We start from the raw sequence: 17536 nt of genomic DNA, 5'->3' as shown, positions 1-17536 counted from the left end.
GAACATATGAAGCGTGACAGCCAAATCGGCATCATAGGCTATGGTGCCACCGCATATGAGAAGAAGACCAGCCGTTCGCTGTTCTCCTTCTTATCCGAAGCGGGCCGTAAGGCTCTCGACTGTGCAGGTCTGGCCTTTGCGGACGTCGACGGTCTCGCAATCAGCTCGTTCGAGCTTCCGCCAGATAACACCGTCACCACTGCCGAACAATTCGGCATGTCCATTTCCTGGGCGTATCTGGGAACTGCCGGAAGTGCTGGCCCGGTGGCCAGCATCATTAATGCCATCCATGCTATCGAAAGCGGACAAGCAACGACCGTTCTTTGCATTGCTGGCGACAATTATGACGTCGGTGGTCATTTCAAGCTGATGGATAATTTCAGCCGCGGCTTACGCAATTACGGTACGCCGCTCGGTTTTGGCGGTGCAAACGGCCTATTTGCAATCATCCAGCGCAAACATATGGAAACATATGGTACTCGCATTGAAGATCTGGGCCGTATCTCGGTCGGGCAGCGCAAGAGCGCACAGCAGAATGAAGCTGCTCTGCTACGCGGTCCCATGACGATTGAAGACTACATCAACTCGCGCATGATCGCCGATCCTATCCGCCTTTATGATTGCGTGTTGCCTTGTGCAGGTGCTGAAGCTGTTATCGTGACTACGCTCGATCGAGCTCCTGCCGGAAAGGGCGTTCGTGTGGTGACGGGCTATGAACGCCATAATTATCCGCAGATGGAAATCGCGCCTCTTAAAGGCGGTTGGGAAACCTTTGCCAGTAAGCTTTATGCCGACGCCGGATATGGCCCGGAGGATATGGATTTCGTGCAGCTTTATGACGATTATCCGATCATGGCAGCTATCCAGTTTGAAGACCTCGGATTCTGCGCCAAGGGAGAAGTCAGTAAATTCCTCGCTGACAACACGTTCGATTGGGAAGGCTCCATGCCACTGAATACCGGCGGAGGACAGCTTTCTTGCGGACAGGCAGGCATTGCCGGTGGTTTGCTGAGCGTGACGGAAGCGGTTCGGCAGTTGCGTGGGGAAGGTGGTGGCCGTCAGGTCGCAAATGCCACTCGCGGGCTTGTCGCTGGTTACGGTATGGTCGGTTACGGCCATGGTCTTTCAGCAAGCAGTATCATTCTGGAGGCTACGCGATGAGCCAGACATACGATTATCCTATTCCATACGAAGACGAAGACAATCGCGCATTTCTAGCTGCATGGCGCGAAAAAGGTGAAATCCTATTGCAGAAAGCGGCTGTTGGTGGCAAGCCGTTTTTCTATCCGCGACCGATCTGTCCTTATACGGGTTCTGCGGATCTGGTTTCTCTTACCTCCAGCGGCAAGGGACGCATCGTGTCTTATTCGCTGGTGCTGCGCCCGAACCACCCCGCCTTCAACGATGAAGTACCGATCATCATGGCCGAAGTTGAATTGGAGGAAGGCGCGACCATGCTCGCGCGCATCATTTGCGACGATGCGGCGAAAGTAGCCAGCGGCCTTGCCATTGAAACCCTGCCGCGCGATCAGGCGGCCCGCTATCCACTTCCAACTTTCCGCCTTCAGGAACAAATCAATGCATAAAGGCATTCGCAGCTTTACTGATGCGGATGTTACAGCGTGCCTTGACTGGTCCGCCCTGATCAAATCGTTTGGGTGTTCGCTCGGAGATCTAGTCGCTGCGGAACTTTGTGTGTCTCTTGACCGGGTACCTCATCCCAATGACGTTACCGCCTGTTGATAGGCCATTGCCCGCCAACGCCTCCGCAGCATGGGGAATTCCGATTTTCTATGCAGTGGCGGTGTTGGCGCGTACATCTGTCATTGTGGTTATCCCTACTTTAGCCTTTCGTCATCTCGAGAATGCGAGTCTGGTCAGCGCGATCTATTTCATCGCCAGCATAGGCGGATTACTTGCCAGCACGGTACTTCCGGCGGTTTTGAAGGCAATAGGTCCTTGGTGGTTAACGATTGGGGCCAGCTTAATGGGTGCCTTGTCTGGAATACTGTTTACAGTGCCTGGTAGTGTTCCTCTTACCCTCGGGCTAGCGAGCTATTTTCTGATGGTGCAGCTTTTTGAAACCGTCTCAAATATATACGCCCTAAACATGATACCGCGACGTTCTTTGGCCCGTTTTGAACCACGTCGCATAATGCTGGCAGGTGTCGCTTATGGCATAGGGCCAATGATTGGCACGCTCCTACTGCGGCATGGTCCGGAGTGGTCACCTTTTGCAATAAGCGCCGCTTGCGCGCTTCTGGCCCCACTTGTGCTGGTTTTCTTGGTCGATGATGTCCGAAGCCCTATGATCCTGCCCGTTGCTTCGACAAAGCAAGAATTTGCGATCAAACAATTCCTGCGCCAACCGCGCTTACGCATCGCCTGGGTCCTGGCGATTGGACGTGCAGCATGGTGGCAAGTATTCTTCGTTTATACACCAATACTTGTAGTTGCAGCAGGATACGACACGTCATACACGGGAGCCATCGCGGGGATCGCATCTGGACTGCTGCTACTCAGCCCAATTTGGGGGATGTTCATGCGGTACATCGGATTGCGCCGCTATTTAACTGCCACATATGCGGCATGTGGCATTGCGACTGCTATTATCGGACTTACTGCTGAATGGTCATTTACATGGGCAATCATCGCTCTCATGTTTGCTGCGCTTGCAGCAAGCGGAATTGATAGCGCCGGTAACGCGCCTTTCCTGCGTTCCGTCAGAAAGCGTGACCGCCTGCGCATGGTGCCAATCTACAATACATATCGCGAGATATCCCAAATCATTCCGGCAGCGATCTTCACGATTGTTCTAATGTTTCAAGGTGTATCACAGGTATTTCTGTGGGTAGGATTGGCGTTAGTCATACTGTCATTTTATTGTAAGAACCTACCCCGCAGGGCGTAGCGAAAAAATGGGACAACCTCGTCGGGATACTGAGGTGGTAATACCAATCCAGGCGGAGAGATCACGACCGGTTTTGAATGCCGCATGATCCTGGCCAGTCGGGTATGGTTCGACGACCGACGCGACAGAACCCGCCCTTCTGACCAATGCGATGCAGTGGTATGTTGCCTTCCATTCTTCTTGACCCTGACCGATATGCTGCACGACGGCTCTGTTGGGGCGGCACTTGCCGAGAGCTGGGAAAGCGACGACGTGCTCCACTGGAAGTTCAACCTTTGCCGGGGAGTCACCTTTCATGATGCGCGCGCTGGCGGATGGACCCAAGCTGATCATTTGTGACGAGGTGATCTCGCGCTGGATCAGGTGTCGTCATGCACATGGGGCAGATCGTCGTGGAGGAGGGGCTGAAATCGCAGGCCCTGGAGCCGCTCTACGCAGCCTATACCGAGTGGCTGCTGTCCTTGGTTTCCGAGACCGGTCCCGACTGGCTGAACAGCCTTTTGGACGAGGATATTCATAAACAAAGCCGTCCCGATCAACCGTTTACCAGAGGATATGGTGCTCGCCTTCGATCGATATCACGCATTCATCTAAATGCCCTTTATCGCCAAGTCGTGGTGTGCGACGGCGAATTGAATTAGCGTATTCCCTGCCAAACTCTTCAGCCTACTCACGTACCGTCTTGTGGGTGGCAATGATCTCAGCTGGAAAACGATGCCCTTGGGATGGAGGCAAGGGCAGGCCCAAAAATAAGCTTTGAATAATGCATGGCACACTAAATGTAATTAGGGTCCCATGCATTTACACAAAAGCCGGGTCTGTTCAATTGATATCAGGAAGCGATTAGGCCAATAGCACGGCCCAGTCCACCAGTGGCACCTTCAAATTTGTGCGGAAGAAAGATGAAAATTGCGCCCCGAGTGGGCAGCTTACCCAGGTTTGTTAGGTTTTCTGTTGCTATCATTCCTCTACCGAGCGCTGCCCAGTGAGGAGTGTAGTCGTCCTGCATAAGCCCGATACCTCTGCCATCAATTCCAATATGCTTGATGCCGCGTTCATGTAACAATTCGATAGCATCGGCACCTGGCGCCGGATGTGAGCGGTCGTATTTGAAACCTTCCGGGTAAGGCCGGAAATAATTATCCGACCAATCCGTACGGAAAAGCACTATTTCACCTGGGGAAAACTTTCCGTTTTCCTTTTCCCAATTTTCTAAAAACACCCGATCGATTACAGGACTCCGTTCGAGGTGGGTTGTTTTCCCTTTCGGAACTGTATCAATAAGAGGTCGTACGTCTACCACGACAGCTGCACCGATCATATCATTCAAGTCGAGTTGATCGATCGTAACAGTTCCAAACTCGGTGGCGTGAGGCAATCCGCTTTCGATTGACGGAATCATATGACAAGGGGCATCGCAATGGGTCCCCGTATGGTCGTCATGTATTTGTACATATTCAAGAAATTGGCCGCGTGGCCAAGTGTAATGGTTCATCATGAATTGCCCAAAACGCTGACCTTCAGGCGGCGATGAGGGTTGGTTTTCACCGGTAAGAACCGATAAATCCACGAGCTTTGCGCCTTTGATTAAGGCTAAAAGGGTTTCAGCATCAGGCATAGAGTGCACCTTATATGAGTGGTTGATTGCCCATTAGGATATCTAGGCGCTGAAGTTGTCAATGGTTTATGATCAGAAAAAAAGTATTATGAAAGAAACTCACTGCACGTTCTTGGCGCTACCTCTTTTGTTGAGGCGCTCACTTAAAACTTCTCTGAGTATCTGCGCAAGGTTGGGTGTTGCGCTTGAGCACATGACAAGTAATTTTGCTGGTTTATCGCCGGTAGCGAGGTAGGCATGACCCATTGTGCTGTCAAAATAAGCGGAGTCTCCCGCCTCCAGAATTGTAGGTTCATAGAGCTCTGTTCGAAGCTCTATACTGCCTTCTAATACGTAGAGGTATTCTTCGCCAACATGCGTCCAGAGCCCATTAATCTCGTTAAGTGAATGCGCGCGAACTTCAATAATCATCGGAATGATGCGCTTGTGAGCAATGTCAGTGCATAAGTAAGTATATGTATAATGCTCATCACTCATGGTGAGGCCCGAGGTCCCATGAGAAACACTTCGGCGGCCCGTAAGAGGGCGCAAACCTCCATTTTTTTCAGTGGAGTTTGAAATGAGATCACCAATTTCAATGCCGAGTCCGGCACACAGTTGCAATATTGATTGATAAGAAGGTGAGATCAGATCGTTTTCAATTTTTGATAAAGTAGATTTGGAAATACCCGTTTTTGCTGCAACATCAGCCAGCGTCCAGCCGTGATAGCTGCGCCGCTCGCGCAAAGCTTCTCCAATTGATGGTGCGTTCTTGTCAAATGCCATTCTTAATATTCCAAATAGTTTGCGACAGCGAAAAGCCTACCTTTACAGTATTTAAGCAGCGCATTGGGGCAGGTCAAATCAAATTTCCGACGTTCCTATATTGACACTAAGTTTCTTATATGAAACTGTCGTCAACAATTAGCCATGCTGTCATGATTTGGAAGATACCTAAATGGGAAAATTGGATAATAAAATTATATGGGTTACGGGCGCTGGTAGTGGGATTGGAGAGGCCACATCCATTGAATTGGCAGCTTCCGGGGCCACCGTAGTGCTGACCGGTCGACGTTTAGAGCTTCTCAAAACAGTAGCAGATAAAATCCATGCAGCGGGTGGAGATGCAGTCGTAGCTCCTGCCGATTTGACTGATGCTCCTAAGGTTCAAGCTACTGTTGATGAAATAACTTCTCGTTTTGGGAAGCTTGATATTCTGATCAATAATGCCGGTATAAATATTCGTGACAGAAGCACGGCTAAGTTAACACCTGAAGGGGTTGATACTCTAGTTTCTACTAATTTATCCGCAGCATTTTACTGTGTAACTAGCACGCTTCCCATTTTTCGGAGGCAAGGCGGTGGGTTGATGATACACACTGCGTCATGGCTGGGACGCTACAATCACAAACTTGCAGGGGCAGCCTATAGCGCAGCAAAGCATGCGGTAGTCGCCATGAGCCATGCCGTCAACATGGAAGAGTTTTCGAACAATATACGTTCTTGTGTTATTTGCCCTGGCGAAGTCGCTACGCCAGTTTTGGATAACCGACCTGTTCCGGTGCCGCAAGAAGAGCGTGACCGGATGCTGCAACCCCAGGACCTTGCTGAAATTATATCAATGATCTGCAATCTGCCTGACAGAGTTTGTCTTAATGAAATACTGATTAGCCCAACCTGGAATCGGATGTTCCTATCCCAGGAGCAATCGGGCTTGGTCGCAGGCCGCCAGCAATAACTCGTTAATGTGTAGAGGTTTGTCATGGCAGAAGCGGTAACAATAAGTCGTCTCATCCAGAAGCAGCCGCTTTTACAAATGAGAGATATTACAAAGCGGTTCGGATATATTAAAGCGTTGGATGGTGTCGACTTAGACATCTACTCTGGCGAGATTCATGCCCTCATGGGTGAGAATGGGGCAGGCAAGTCTACGCTTATGAAAGTGCTCTCCGGAGCACATAAAGCCACTTCAGGCTCCATTATGGTCGACGGAGCAAACAAGAGAATTAATGGCCCAAAAGACGCTAAGTCACTTGGAGTTTCCATTATATATCAAGAGCTTTCTCTGGCTCCAAATTTGAGTGTTGCGGAGAATATGCTTCTTGGCCGCGAATTAACTCGCGCCGGGGTTCTCGACCGGAAAGCGATGCGGGTTGCTTGTAGCCGAATCTTGCAAGAGCTTAATGTAGATTTTCAAGCTGATGATAAAGTTAGTGGCTTGTCTCTTGCCCAGCAGCAGCAGGTGGAAATAGCCCGGGCGCTTCTTGCAGACTGTCGAATTCTTGTGATGGATGAGCCGACCACGTCCCTTTCTTCGAAAGAGTGTGAAAGCTTGTTTCATCTAATAAAGAGATTACGCAAGCAAGGTTTGGCAATCATCTACATCAGCCATCGGATGAGCGAAATATATGAGCTAAGCGACCGAGTTACTGTTTTACGTGACGGGCGCTATATCGGCTGCATTTTACGCGATGAGCTGTCTGAAGAGCGTCTAGTCCAGATGATGGTGGGTCGGGATGTCTCCAGTTTCTATCAAAAAGATCGCAGTGCACCATATGAACCCGGTCAAAAACTTTTGACTGTTTCAAATGTATCTGATGGCAGAAAAGTCAAAGGCGTGTCGTTCGATTTGTTTGAAGGCGAAATATTAGGTGTAGCAGGTATTGTTGGTGCGGGAAGAACCGAATTAGCGCGATTGATCTACGGAGCTGATCGCAAATCCACTGGATCTCTGAAGCTATGCAGAGAGCTTGTCGAAGTTGCTAGCCCCCAAGATGCGATAGCGGCAGGGATTGTGTACTTGACGGAAGATCGGAAGCAGGAAGGGCTGTTTCTCGATATGAGTGTCGATCAGAATATCAATATTGCAAGTATGGATATTGATAGTTATCCGCTCGGCGTTCTCGATTCTCGCAAAGGGAAAGCCAGAACGGCTTCAGCAATTGACGATATGAAAATTGCTGTATCCAACGCGCTAGTCAATGTTGGGTCTTTATCAGGCGGAAACCAACAGAAAGTCCTTCTTGCGCGTCTACTACAAACCAATCCCAAGATTCTAATCTTGGACGAGCCCACACGAGGCGTGGATATTGGTGCAAAATCAGAAATTTATCGGATCATCGAAACCTTAGCCGCTTCGGGTACTGGGGTCATAGTGATTTCAAGTGAGTTGCCTGAACTTGTGGGTATTTGCGACCGGGTTCTCGTTATGCGTGAAGGCATGATTGCAGGAGAGGTCGGTGGGGCTACCGGTGTTGCCATTGATCCAGAGATTATTATTGCAAAAGCTACCGGTGCCTCAAGGCAGCAGATAACACACTAAAGGGGAACAGTCTTATGACTATGACTGCAAAGGGCCAGGACTCGGTGACACGTCACAAGCGCAATCTAAAAGCGTCATTTTATGCTCTGGGCATGCTACCTGTGTTGATCCTGATCGGCATTATGTTCCAGTTTTTAAGCGGCTATGCCGAAGTGGGCAATTTTGCAGAAGCATGGTCGACAGGACGGTTTCTGACTGCTCAAAATCTATCAATTGTTGCTCAGCAGGCCTCAATTAATACAGTTCTGGCTGCTGGTATGACCTTTGTTATCTTAACCGGTGGCATTGATCTATCGGTTGGCTCAATTCTGGCTGCTTCTGCGATGGTGGCGGTAATTGCTTCACTATTACCAGACGGCTATGGCTATCTGGGAATTCCGGCCGGGATTCTTCTGGGCACATTGCTCGGCTTGGTCAATGGCTCCTTGATTGCGTTCGGAAAACTTCCTCCTTTTATCGTTACGTTGGGAACGTTAACTGCGGTTCGGGGACTGGCTCGCCTTCTTGGAGATGATAAGACTGTTTTCAATCCCGATCTACCATTCGCATTTATAAATGGCACCGCGTTTTTTGGGATCTCATGGCTCACGTTAATAGCTCTCGCTGTCATCCTTGTCTCCTGGTTTATTCTAAGATTCACCGCGCTGGGTGTGCGAATTTATGCGGTTGGTGGTAACGAAATCGCCGCACGCCTTTCCGGCATCAAAGTCTGGAGCGTGCTCCTTTTCGTTTACGTGGTTTCAGGCTTCCTGGCTGGACTTGGCGGCGTGATGTCATCAACCCGTCTACTTGCAGCAAATGGACTACAGCTGGGGCAAGCCTACGAGCTGGATGCCATTGCGGCTGTAATCCTTGGTGGAACCAGCTTCGTCGGTGGTGTGGGTACGATATGGGGCACTCTCATTGGAGCGTTGATTATCGCCGTCTTGTCTAACGGACTTATTCTCACAGGGGTCTCGGACGTTTGGCAATTTATTATCAAGGGTGGCGTCATCGTCGGAGCTGTTGCGCTTGACCGATATCGCCTCAAAGGTTCCGCTCGGACCTAAGAGAGCAAGTTTAAGCGGACGTCGGCAACCGCTTTGAACCAATCATCGTGCCGATCTGGAAGGGAACATAAAATGAAAAGAATACTGTCGACAGCAGCATCAATTTTGCTTTTGTGCACGTCGATGTCCTCAGCAGCAGAATTGAAATCCATAGGAATTTCTCTGGCATCCCTGGGAAACCCTTTTTTTGTTGCCTTGGCAAGCGGAGCTGAAGCTGAGGCGAAAAAAATTAATCCCAGCGTAAAAGTAATTACCGTGGGCTTCGAGCAGGATCTCAATAAGCAAGTTGATCAGATTGATAATTTTATTGCTGCGGGTGTGCAGATGATAATGCTCAATCCAGGAGATCCTAACGCACTTGCCCCAGCAATACAGAAAGCGAAGGATGCTGGTATAGTTGTTGTATCAGTAGATACAGCGGCTAAAGGTGCAGATCTAACTGTAACGACAAATAACCGTCAAGCAGGAGAGATTTCTTGTCAGTACATTGTCGATAAGCTGAACGGTGAAGGTGACGTAATCATCCAGAATGGCCCACAAAATTCTGCTATTATTGATAGAGTAGAAGGCTGTAAATCGGTATTTGAGGCGAATCCTGGTATCAAAATTCTCTCGGATGATCAGAATGGTAAGAGTTCGCGGGACGGCGGGCTTGAGATAATGCAGTCTCAGCTTACCCGCTTCCCAAAAATTGATGCGGTTTTCGCTGTTGCAGATCCGCAAGCCATTGGTAGCAGCTTGGCAATGAAACAGCTAAATCGTGAAGGGATTGTAATCGCTTCAGTTGATGGCGCACCAGATATTGAATCTGAGTTAAAGAATCCAAAAAGTCCATCAATTCAGGCAACAGCTAGCCAAGACCCGTATATGATGGCTCGAACAGCTGTTGAACTTGGATACAAAGCACTGAACGGCGAGAAGCCTGAGAACCCCGTCGTTCTGTTGGATTCAAAGTTGGTTACCCGCGATAATGTTGAGGAATACCAAGGTTGGGAAGCTCAGCGTGATTAATTGAAGAAAGTGGCCTCGAAATCTTCGGGGCCACTTCGTTGATTGATCATGATCTGCCATTGAACTTTCATCCAGCAGCGACGAGAGTTTCGGGGGTTATTGATATGTCATTTGGCGCGGTAGGAGTAATCCGGCGGAAACGCGAAGCTTCGCCGCTGGTCTTTCCGCTTGCGCACGGAAAGAGACCTTCCTCGCGATAGAGCCGATAAATACGATTATCGCCAGAAGGCTTTCCGTCCTGGCGAAGCAGGATCACGCGACGCGCTTTAAATCTTGTAGGAATGGTCTGCGGACTTCTCAAACTTTCAGCCTAAACCGAAGTATCCATATATTGCTCGCTCAGTCGCGAACTGGAGCCGTATTGTAGGGGTTCTTGTTTTCCTGAACACTGCGATAGCGTTGATGACTACGCTGGAGGTGAGCCCGCATAGCCTCTTGTGCTTGAGAGGCGTCTCCTGCGCTGATTGCCTCGCAAATTGCGCGGTGCTCATGAACTGTTTGCTGGATATATTCAGGCGTAATCAAAGTGGGGTTGAGAGCGCGCGAGAATGCCGGGCGCGGCATCATATGCGTGCTCATCAAATTAAAGAACTCAATAAAGGCAGAATTGTTCGTGGCCTCAGCAATTGCCCGATGGAAAGCCACGTCCCATTCGTCGAGCTCCTCGTCATTGTCCAGAGCCTTCTCAAATCTATTGGCTGCGTCCCATATGCTCGACTCTTGTCCCCAAGAATGTCGCGATGCCGCCAACCCCGCTGCATGGACCTCGAACGCTAATCGAAGTTCGAGCAGGTCCATGAATGACGCCTTGAATTTCGAAAGTGGCTCGAGAACAGCATCTGAAAAATTAGGCAGTGGTGGCGAAGCACTCCTATCGCGTACAAAAACTCCCACGCCGTGACGAGATTCTAGAAGGCCGTCAGAACTCAAGGAGATCACAGCTTCGCGGATGACAGTGCGGCTTACACCAATTTCGATAGCCAACTGGTTAAGTGTTGGCAGTTTGTCGCCCGGTTTAAGCGATTCGCGAGCGATCTTGTCTTTGATCTGCTCTATTGCTCGCGCCATTATGGTGTTCAAATTCAAACTACTCCTGATGGCTTTTTCACTGACCTGACCCTTTGAGGAATGAAAGTGAACCAAGATAATATCACACCCTTAGAAATAGTATGTCGGGGGCGTCTTGGCAAGTCATGTTCGCCGAGGATCGCATAGATTGCAATGATCTGATGAGGATGAGTAATTTTTGAAGCGATGCCCGGCAAGAAACATTCTTGTGTAGGTAGAGAAGCTTCATATTCTCATGTGGCGATCCTAAGAATCCTAGTGATAATATCATATAACGTATTGAAATAATGTGATTAAAGTCCATTTTGATATTATGGAGTAATATCTCTAGGTGCTATTGACAGTATGTGGTGTTTTAGTGATATTATCTCAATCACTGGGACGGTAACGGGTGAACCGCGAACTCTGTGCCAGGAAAGTTATCCTTCGAGGCAGGTTTGACAATGACGGAAGACGGGAAACTCATTAGGGTCGGGGTCGATATTGGCGGCACGTTCACCGACGTAGCATTGGAAGTGGGGGAGGAAGCCCTTTATTCCATCAAGGTGTTGACGGACTATTCGTTCCCTGAGGCGGCGATCGTCAAGGGAGTCAAGCAGGTCTGCGATACGGCTGGCATCCAGCTTGGCAATATCGATACCATTATCCACGGTACGACGCTGGCTACCAATGCACTCATTGAGCGTAAAGGCGCAAAGACTGCATTCATCACGACCAAGGGGTTCCGGGACGTTATTGAGATGCGTACGGAAAGCCGTTTCGAGCAATATGACCTTAATATCACGCTTCCCGCGCCGCTGGTGCCCCGAAACGAACGCTTCGTTCTGGATGAGCGCATTGGTGCCGACGGCAAGATTCTGAAGCCGCTTGATTTTGCCGAAGTGGATCTACTTTGTGATCAGATCATTTCAGCCGGCTATGAGAGCGTCGCTATCGGTTTCATCCATTCCTATCTAAACGGCGCACACGAAAAGCATGTGCGCGATTGCCTTCTCGCTAAAAAGCCTGAGCTCTCGGTTTCGATTTCTTCGGAAGTCTCTCCGCAGATGCGCGAGTTTCAACGGTTTAACACGGTCTGCGCAAACGCTTTCGTCAAGCCGCTTATGGCGTCCTACCTCAATCGCCTTGTCGGCCGGCTGAGGTCGGAAGGTACCAATTGCCCGGTCTTTATGATCCACTCCGGCGGCGGCATCATCAGTATCGACAGCGCGATCAAGTTCCCTGTACGCCTTCTCGAATCCGGTCCCGCCGGAGGCGCGATCTTTGCGGCGCATGTCGCCACTCGCTATGGTCTCGATCGGGTTGTTTCTTATGATATGGGTGGCACGACGGCGAAAATCTGTCTGATCGAAGGACAGGTGCCGAAGACTTCGAAGTCGTTCGAGGTGGCGCGGACTTATCGTTTCAAGAAGGGCAGCGGCATGCCGATCTCGATTCCTGTTATCGAGATGGTGGAGATTGGTGCCGGTGGTGGATCAATCGCCAGTGTCGATTCGATGCGCCAGATCCGCATAGGGCCTCACAGTGCTGGTTCCGAGCCGGGACCGGCTTGTTATGGTCGGGGTGGCGAGAAGCCAACCGTCACGGATGCCGACGTGTTGCTCGGTCGTCTCGATCCCGATTCTTTCGCTGGTGGTGCGATCAAGCTGTCACGCGATGCTTCTGAGGGAGCAATGGCACAGGAAATCACGTCAAAGCTTAATATCGATGACGTCACCGCAGCCTACGGAATCAGCGAAGTTGTTGATGAGAATATGAGCAACGCGGCCCGAATGCATGCGGTGGAGAACGGTAAGGAACTTGCTGATTTCACAATGATCGCATTTGGTGGCGCAGCCCCGCTGCATGCGGCCCGCCTTTGTGAGAAGCTCGGCATCGATCAGCTGATTATCCCTCCCGGCGCAGGTGTTGGCTCCGCCATCGGCTTTCTGCGGGCACCCTTTGGATTTGAAAGCGTCCGAAGTGCTTACAGCCGCCTCAGCCGTTTTGATGCCAGAAGAATTAACGAGGTGATCGGGGAACTTGCCGATGAGGCCACTTCCTTCGTCCGTTCCGGTGCTCCGGAAGCCGTCCCGGATCTCGAGTGCACAGCCTATATGCGATATGTGGGGCAGGGGTGGGAAGTTCCTGTAACAATTGAGGTGCGTTCTTATTCCAACGCTGACGAAGGACATTTTCGACGGGCTTTCGATGAGAGCTACCAACGCTTCTTCGGGCGCATCATTGATGGTCTGGACGTCGAAATCGTCAGTTGGTCGTTGCGTGCGTCCTCAAGAGTAGTGCCTCCGGAATCGGTTGATGGCACGCCTAAAACTGCACCCGCAAAGGTGAGCGGCGTGCGCCAGATGTTCGATGCACAGGAGGGCAAGTTCCAACAGGCTGTTATCGTCGCGCGCGCCGATATGAAGCCCGGTGATTGGGTTTCTGGCCCTGCCATTATTACCGAACGAGAAACGTCCACGATCGTTACCGCCAGTCGCGAGGTGATCATGCAGGCTGATGGCTGCTTGCTGTTGCGCGCCACGGGGGCTGATGGAGAGAGACAATGACAACGAACCTTCTTTCCGATGTGCACATGCAGATCATGTGGAACCGCCTGATCTCCGTAGTTGAGGAACAGGCTCTGACGCTGATCCGAACAGCGTTCAGCACAAGTGTCCGTGAATCCGGCGATCTGTCAGCGGGTGTATTTAATCAGGCAGGCGAAATGATCGCGCAGGCGGTTACCGGCACGCCTGGTCATGTGAACGCGATGGCAGAGGCCGTGGGGCACTTCATCCGTGATATTGGTAGCAACAATATTTTCGAAGGCGATGTCTATATCACGAACGACCCTTGGAAAGGGACCGGCCACCTTCACGACTTCACTGTCGTTTCGCCAAGTTTCCGCTGTGGCAAGCTCATCGGGTATTTCGCCTGCACCGCGCACGTCGTGGATGTTGGCGGTCGCGGTTTTGGTCCCGATGCCAACGAAGTTTATGAGGAAGGCATCTTCATTCCGATCATGAAGTTCGCGACCCGTGGTGAGGTCAATCGCGACCTGATCAATATCATTCGCAATAATGTCCGCGAAAGCGATCAGGTCGTCGGCGACATCTATTCGCTTGCGGCTTGCAACGAGATTGGCCAGCGGCGCCTCATGGACATGATGGACGAGTTCCGCATGGAGGATCTGGAAGAGCTTGCCGAATTTATCTTCAAGCGCAGCTACGATGCAACGATCGAACGCCTGGCCGAGCTTCCGGGCGGCTCCTATACGAACACGATGCGCGTTGATGGCTATGATGCGCCGATCGATATTGCGGTTCGGCTTGAGGTTGGGAAAGATCAGATTGTCGCCGATTTCGAGGGCACGTCGCCACCGAGTCCTAAGGGCATCAACTGTCCACTGATCTATTCGGCTGCCTATGCGTGTTATGCAATCAAGTGTGCGGTCGCACCTGATATTCCAAATAACTACGCCTCGCTGAAGCCGTTCACAATTGTTGCACCGAAGAACTGCATCCTGAATGCCCAGCGTCCGGCACCGGTTTCCGTTCGCCATGTTCTGGGCCATCTGGTTCCCGACGCGGTTCTTGGTGCTATTCATAAGATGTTGCCCGGCCGCATCCCTGCAGAAGGATCGGGCGCTCTCTGGAATCTCCACATCAGCGCCCGGCCGCTTCAGGGTGATCATGGCCCGACCGATGGCGGCCAGCGCGCGGAAGTGCTGCTTTTCAACAGCGGCGGCATGGGTGCGCGCCCGGAGCTCGACGGTCCGAGTGCGACCGCTTTCCCGAGTGGTGTCCAGTCTATGTCGATAGAGGCAACAGAGCATGTTGGCCCTGTCGTCTTCTGGCGCAAAGAGCTGCGCGATGGCTCGGGTGGGGCGGGGCAGTTTCGCGGCGGTCTTGGGCAGGTGGTGGAGATTTCGCCAACGAATGGTCACGAGATCTATTTCAACGCCATGTTCGACCGTGTGGAGAATGCTCCACGGGGCCGCGAAGGCGGCGAAGATGGTGCGCCCGGCTCGGTCAGGCTCGATGATGGGACCATTCTTGCCGCCAAGGGGCGTCAGCACGTTCCGGCCGGTCGCCGTTTGATCCTGGAGTTGCCGGGTGGCGGCGGATATGGGGAGCCCTCCAAACGTTCGCCGGAATTGGCGAAGCAGGACATTGAATTCAATTACGTCGGACAGAAGACCTGACCAATTAATGCGACCGGTGCGGACAAGGCTGCACCGGCCCAATCTTTGCCAGCGCAGGTCTTACCTGACCGTTCGTGGAGGAACTGCGTTCGAGATTGCTTGTGAGGCTCATGGAGGGAGATATTTATGACATACGAAAATCAGCACGCCGCCAGCATTAAGGCGTCACCCAGCATGGCGATTGCCATGGCGGCAAAGAAATTGCGTGCGGAAGGCCGGGACATTGTCGATCTTTCATTGGGTGAACCTGATTTTGAGCCGCCTGCACATGTCGGCGAAGCAGCATGCGACGCTGTACGCGCTGGCGGTATCCGTTACGGCGCTGCATCTGGCAATGAGCCGCTTCGCAAGGCGATAATTGCAAAATTCAAGCGCGACAACGATCTCGACTTCACGCTGGACGAAATCACCATCGGTAACGGTGCCAAACAGCTTCTCTTCGATGCTTTCCTTGCTACTCTCGAAAGTGGTGATGAAGTGATCATCCCGACGCCCTGCTGGGTGTCCTACGGCGATATAGTCTCGCTGCACGGCGGCACGCCCGTCTATGTCGATTGCGGACCCCAAACCGGCTTCAAAATCACCGCTGAGATGCTGGAGAAGGCCATAACGCCACGAACGCGTTGGCTGATGCTGAACTCGCCGTCAAACCCGACGGGAGCAATCTATACAGCAGACGAATATCGAATGCTTGAAGACGTTCTGACTGCAAATCCACGCATTCTGATCATTTCTGATGAAATCTATGAGCATATTCTGCTCGGATCGCAGCCATTTGTTTCTTTTGGGACCGTCTGCCCGCAATTACGCCATCGCACCCTCCTCGTTAACGGTGTTTCGAAGGCTTATGCGATGACGGGTTGGCGTGTCGGCTATGCCGCCGGTCCGAAGGAGCTGATTACCAGTCTGAACAAGATGCAATCACAAAGCGTCACGTCGGTCTGCAGCGTTGCACAGGCCGCTGCACTTGCCGCACTGACCGGCGACCAGGCCTTCGTGAGCGAAGGCGCGAAAACCTTTGCTCGCCGGTCGGCACTGATGACCAGAGAGCTTGCGAAGATCCCCGAACTGGAGTTCACGCCACCTCCCGGCGCATTCTACGCGTTCATCGGTGTCGGTAATCTCATCGGTCGAAAGACGCCGGACGAGACCGTTCTTGCGGATGACACGGCTGTTGCAGCCTATCTCCTTAATGAGTTCGGCCTTTCGAGCGTACCGGGTATCGCTTTCGGCTCGCCAGCCTTTATCCGCCTGTCTATCGCAGCCTCGGATGACGAACTTCAAAGCGCCTGCGACCGTCTTGCCAGAATGGTCGCCTCGCTGAACAAATGAATGCGGAGGTTTGGTCGATGGGTCAATATGAAACTGCCCTCGTTACCGGTGCATCCAGCGGCATCGGCAGGGCGATTGCTTTGGAGCTTGCTTCAGCCGGCCTGAAGGTCCTGGCTCTGGGTCGGGACCAAATAGCTCTTGAAAGCCTTTGTTCTGCGGCACCAGGTATCGTACCTGTTGTCAGTGATCTCGCCGACATCTCGGATGTTTACCGGAAGATCGAAGGTGAAACTATTGACGTCCTTGTGAACAATGCGGGGCTTTTGACTACGTCCGCGAGTCTGGTCGACCTCTCTGAGGATGATATTGATGCAATGATTGATATCAATGTGCGCTCGGTCTTCAAACTGACCCGACATGTTCTCAAGTCGATGGTTGAGCGCCGTCGGGGACATATATTTTTTACTGGCTCCAGCGGTGGTCTTGCGCCGCACCCCAATTCGTCCGTCTATGGCGCCACGAAAGCAGCCGTTAGCCTGTTTTCATCAGCACTGCGCTGCGATCTTCTTGGTTTACCCATCCGGGTGACAGAACTGGTGCCGGGCCGTGTCCAGACCAATCTCTATCGGACCGCTCTTGGCGACGAAGCAGCGCAAAAGAAGCTCTACGACGACTTTGAGGCGATCCAGCCGGAACACATGGCCCGATTGCTCCGGGCGGCATTGGATTTACCCGATTACATCGACGTAACCCGTCTGGAAGTCATGCCAACAGGACAGGCAGTTGGGGGCGCACAGATATCCAAACTCTCTCGTTAACAGAAAAAATAAGGGGATCTAAATGAAGGGCATGAACATCGCCGTTGTTGGCGGCGCCAGCGGCTTCGGTCTGGAAACAGTCAAATTGATGATCCGGGATGGTGCGGCCAAGATCGCCATCATCGATATAAATCAGGAAAGCCTGGATGCCGCCAAAGAAGAATTGTCCGGCAAGGGTACGGAGATATTCACCGTGGCAGGCGATATTGCTCGCGCTGAGCACGCGCATGCCTCGTTCAACGCTGCGGTGGCGGACCTCGGTGTCAATCGGAACGGAATATTCACCCCCTTTACTTGTCCAA

16 protein-coding genes and 2 pseudogenes are annotated in these 17536 nt (G+C 51.7%); 13 read left to right on the top strand and 5 right to left on the bottom strand.

The features are described from left to right. The first annotated feature begins 6 nt into the window (after nt 1–6). The 4 genes from KUG47_RS15530 to KUG47_RS15515 all read left to right on the top strand — a co-directional run bounded on the left by KUG47_RS15530 (nt 7) and on the right by KUG47_RS15515 (nt 3552). Nucleotides 7–1161: a thiolase family protein gene (locus KUG47_RS15530; RefSeq protein WP_217678889.1), complete on the top strand. Its 1155-nt coding sequence runs from the start codon at nt 7–9 to the stop codon at nt 1159–1161. Further along, nucleotides 1158–1586 (top strand): Zn-ribbon domain-containing OB-fold protein, encoded by a 429-nt coding sequence (locus tag KUG47_RS15525; RefSeq protein ID WP_217678888.1) that lies wholly within the window; start codon nt 1158–1160, stop codon nt 1584–1586. Before KUG47_RS15530 ends, KUG47_RS15525 begins: the two co-directional genes overlap by 4 nt. A gap of 137 nt (nt 1587–1723) precedes the next feature. Then, nucleotides 1724–2911: an MFS transporter gene (locus KUG47_RS15520; protein ID WP_217678887.1), complete on the top strand. Its 1188-nt coding sequence runs from the start codon at nt 1724–1726 to the stop codon at nt 2909–2911. Between the two features lie 377 nt (nt 2912–3288). Continuing rightward, nucleotides 3289–3552: a hypothetical protein gene (locus KUG47_RS15515; RefSeq protein ID WP_217678886.1), complete on the top strand. Its 264-nt coding sequence runs from the start codon at nt 3289–3291 to the stop codon at nt 3550–3552. Here the strand turns inward: KUG47_RS15515 and KUG47_RS16880 are convergent. The 3 genes and pseudogenes from KUG47_RS16880 to KUG47_RS15505 all read right to left on the bottom strand — a co-directional run. Continuing rightward, nucleotides 3458–3658, bottom strand: a pseudogene (locus KUG47_RS16880) (IS6 family transposase); the annotation flags it as partial. The gene KUG47_RS15515 and the pseudogene KUG47_RS16880 overlap by 95 nt on opposite strands. 85 nt (nt 3659–3743) lie before the next feature. Further along, nucleotides 3744–4529, bottom strand: coding sequence for a cyclase family protein (locus KUG47_RS15510; RefSeq protein WP_217678885.1), 786 nt, complete (start codon nt 4527–4529; stop codon nt 3744–3746). 99 nt (nt 4530–4628) lie between these two features. Beyond that, on the bottom strand, nt 4629–5294 hold the full coding sequence (locus tag KUG47_RS15505) for a helix-turn-helix domain-containing protein (RefSeq protein WP_217678884.1): 666 nt from the start codon (nt 5292–5294) through the stop codon (nt 4629–4631). A 172-nt stretch (nt 5295–5466) separates the two neighbouring features. Between KUG47_RS15505 and KUG47_RS15500 the strand changes: the two genes are divergently transcribed. The 4 genes from KUG47_RS15500 to KUG47_RS15485 all read left to right on the top strand — a co-directional run bounded on the left by KUG47_RS15500 (nt 5467) and on the right by KUG47_RS15485 (nt 9890). After that, complete coding sequence (locus KUG47_RS15500; RefSeq protein WP_217678883.1) at nt 5467–6246, top strand: SDR family oxidoreductase; 780 nt, start codon at nt 5467–5469, stop codon at nt 6244–6246. A 24-nt stretch (nt 6247–6270) separates the two neighbouring features. Continuing rightward, nucleotides 6271–7830 (top strand): sugar ABC transporter ATP-binding protein, encoded by a 1560-nt coding sequence (locus KUG47_RS15495; protein ID WP_217678882.1) that lies wholly within the window; start codon nt 6271–6273, stop codon nt 7828–7830. A 20-nt stretch (nt 7831–7850) separates the two neighbouring features. Next, complete coding sequence (locus KUG47_RS15490) at nt 7851–8879, top strand: ABC transporter permease subunit (RefSeq protein ID WP_217679005.1); 1029 nt, start codon at nt 7851–7853, stop codon at nt 8877–8879. 72 nt (nt 8880–8951) lie between these two features. After that, nucleotides 8952–9890 carry an ABC transporter substrate-binding protein gene (locus KUG47_RS15485; protein WP_217678881.1) on the top strand — a complete coding sequence of 313 codons (939 nt, stop codon included), beginning with the start codon at nt 8952–8954 and terminating at the stop codon, nt 9888–9890. Nucleotides 9891–10036: 146 nt separating this feature from the next. Here KUG47_RS15485 and KUG47_RS15480 read toward each other — a convergent pair. Continuing rightward, a pseudogene (locus KUG47_RS15480) lies at nt 10037–10164 on the bottom strand (IS3 family transposase); the annotation flags it as partial. A 65-nt stretch (nt 10165–10229) separates the two neighbouring features. Further along, nucleotides 10230–10970 carry a FadR/GntR family transcriptional regulator gene (locus KUG47_RS15475; protein ID WP_217678880.1) on the bottom strand — a complete coding sequence of 247 codons (741 nt, stop codon included), beginning with the start codon at nt 10968–10970 and terminating at the stop codon, nt 10230–10232. Nucleotides 10971–11401: 431 nt separating this feature from the next. On the opposite strand from KUG47_RS15475, the gene KUG47_RS15470 reads away from it, so the two are divergent. The 5 genes from KUG47_RS15470 to KUG47_RS15450 form a co-directional block, all read left to right on the top strand. Next, entirely contained in the window at nt 11402–13507 is a 2106-nt protein-coding gene (locus KUG47_RS15470; protein WP_217678879.1) for a hydantoinase/oxoprolinase family protein, read from the top strand. Continuing rightward, nucleotides 13504–15144 (top strand): hydantoinase B/oxoprolinase family protein, encoded by a 1641-nt coding sequence (locus KUG47_RS15465; protein ID WP_217678878.1) that lies wholly within the window; start codon nt 13504–13506, stop codon nt 15142–15144. The genes KUG47_RS15470 and KUG47_RS15465 overlap by 4 nt, the downstream gene beginning before the upstream one ends. Before the next feature lie 126 nt (nt 15145–15270). Next, nucleotides 15271–16476, top strand: a complete 1206-nt coding sequence (locus tag KUG47_RS15460) for a pyridoxal phosphate-dependent aminotransferase (protein WP_217678877.1) — start codon at nt 15271–15273, stop codon at nt 16474–16476. A 17-nt stretch (nt 16477–16493) separates the two neighbouring features. After that, nucleotides 16494–17234 carry an SDR family oxidoreductase gene (locus KUG47_RS15455; RefSeq protein WP_217678876.1) on the top strand — a complete coding sequence of 247 codons (741 nt, stop codon included), beginning with the start codon at nt 16494–16496 and terminating at the stop codon, nt 17232–17234. A 22-nt stretch (nt 17235–17256) separates the two neighbouring features. Beyond that, nucleotides 17257–17536, top strand: a 280-nt coding sequence (locus KUG47_RS15450; RefSeq protein WP_217678875.1) for an SDR family NAD(P)-dependent oxidoreductase, incomplete at its 3' end; no start/stop codon positions are given.

This window comes from Falsochrobactrum tianjinense, assembly GCF_019100495.1.
Taxonomy (GTDB): Bacteria; Pseudomonadota; Alphaproteobacteria; order Rhizobiales; family Rhizobiaceae; genus Brucella; species Brucella tianjinense.
The sequence above is the reverse complement of the archived record's forward strand: the minus strand, read 5'-3'. Positions and strand labels throughout refer to the sequence as shown.

What these genes read in the sequence shown, in the direction of transcription:
- KUG47_RS15520 (WP_217678887.1), top strand. Translation starts at nt 1,724, where the DNA reads ATGACGTTACCGCCTGTTGATAGGCCATTGCCCGCCAACGCCTCCGCA.
- KUG47_RS15455 (WP_217678876.1), top strand. Translation starts at nt 16,494, where the DNA reads ATGGGTCAATATGAAACTGCCCTCGTTACCGGTGCATCCAGCGGCATC.
- KUG47_RS15505 (WP_217678884.1), bottom strand. Translation starts at nt 5,294, where the DNA reads ATGGCATTTGACAAGAACGCACCATCAATTGGAGAAGCTTTGCGCGAG.
- KUG47_RS15500 (WP_217678883.1), top strand. Translation starts at nt 5,467, where the DNA reads ATGGGAAAATTGGATAATAAAATTATATGGGTTACGGGCGCTGGTAGT.
- KUG47_RS15495 (WP_217678882.1), top strand. Translation starts at nt 6,271, where the DNA reads ATGGCAGAAGCGGTAACAATAAGTCGTCTCATCCAGAAGCAGCCGCTT.
- KUG47_RS15490 (WP_217679005.1), top strand. Translation starts at nt 7,851, where the DNA reads ATGACTGCAAAGGGCCAGGACTCGGTGACACGTCACAAGCGCAATCTA.
- KUG47_RS15465 (WP_217678878.1), top strand. Translation starts at nt 13,504, where the DNA reads ATGACAACGAACCTTCTTTCCGATGTGCACATGCAGATCATGTGGAAC.
- KUG47_RS15530 (WP_217678889.1), top strand. Translation starts at nt 7, where the DNA reads ATGAAGCGTGACAGCCAAATCGGCATCATAGGCTATGGTGCCACCGCA.
- KUG47_RS15460 (WP_217678877.1), top strand. Translation starts at nt 15,271, where the DNA reads ATGACATACGAAAATCAGCACGCCGCCAGCATTAAGGCGTCACCCAGC.
- KUG47_RS15525 (WP_217678888.1), top strand. Translation starts at nt 1,158, where the DNA reads ATGAGCCAGACATACGATTATCCTATTCCATACGAAGACGAAGACAAT.
- KUG47_RS15485 (WP_217678881.1), top strand. Translation starts at nt 8,952, where the DNA reads ATGAAAAGAATACTGTCGACAGCAGCATCAATTTTGCTTTTGTGCACG.
- KUG47_RS15515 (WP_217678886.1), top strand. Translation starts at nt 3,289, where the DNA reads ATGGGGCAGATCGTCGTGGAGGAGGGGCTGAAATCGCAGGCCCTGGAG.
- KUG47_RS15510 (WP_217678885.1), bottom strand. Translation starts at nt 4,529, where the DNA reads ATGCCTGATGCTGAAACCCTTTTAGCCTTAATCAAAGGCGCAAAGCTC.
- KUG47_RS15470 (WP_217678879.1), top strand. Translation starts at nt 11,402, where the DNA reads ATGACGGAAGACGGGAAACTCATTAGGGTCGGGGTCGATATTGGCGGC.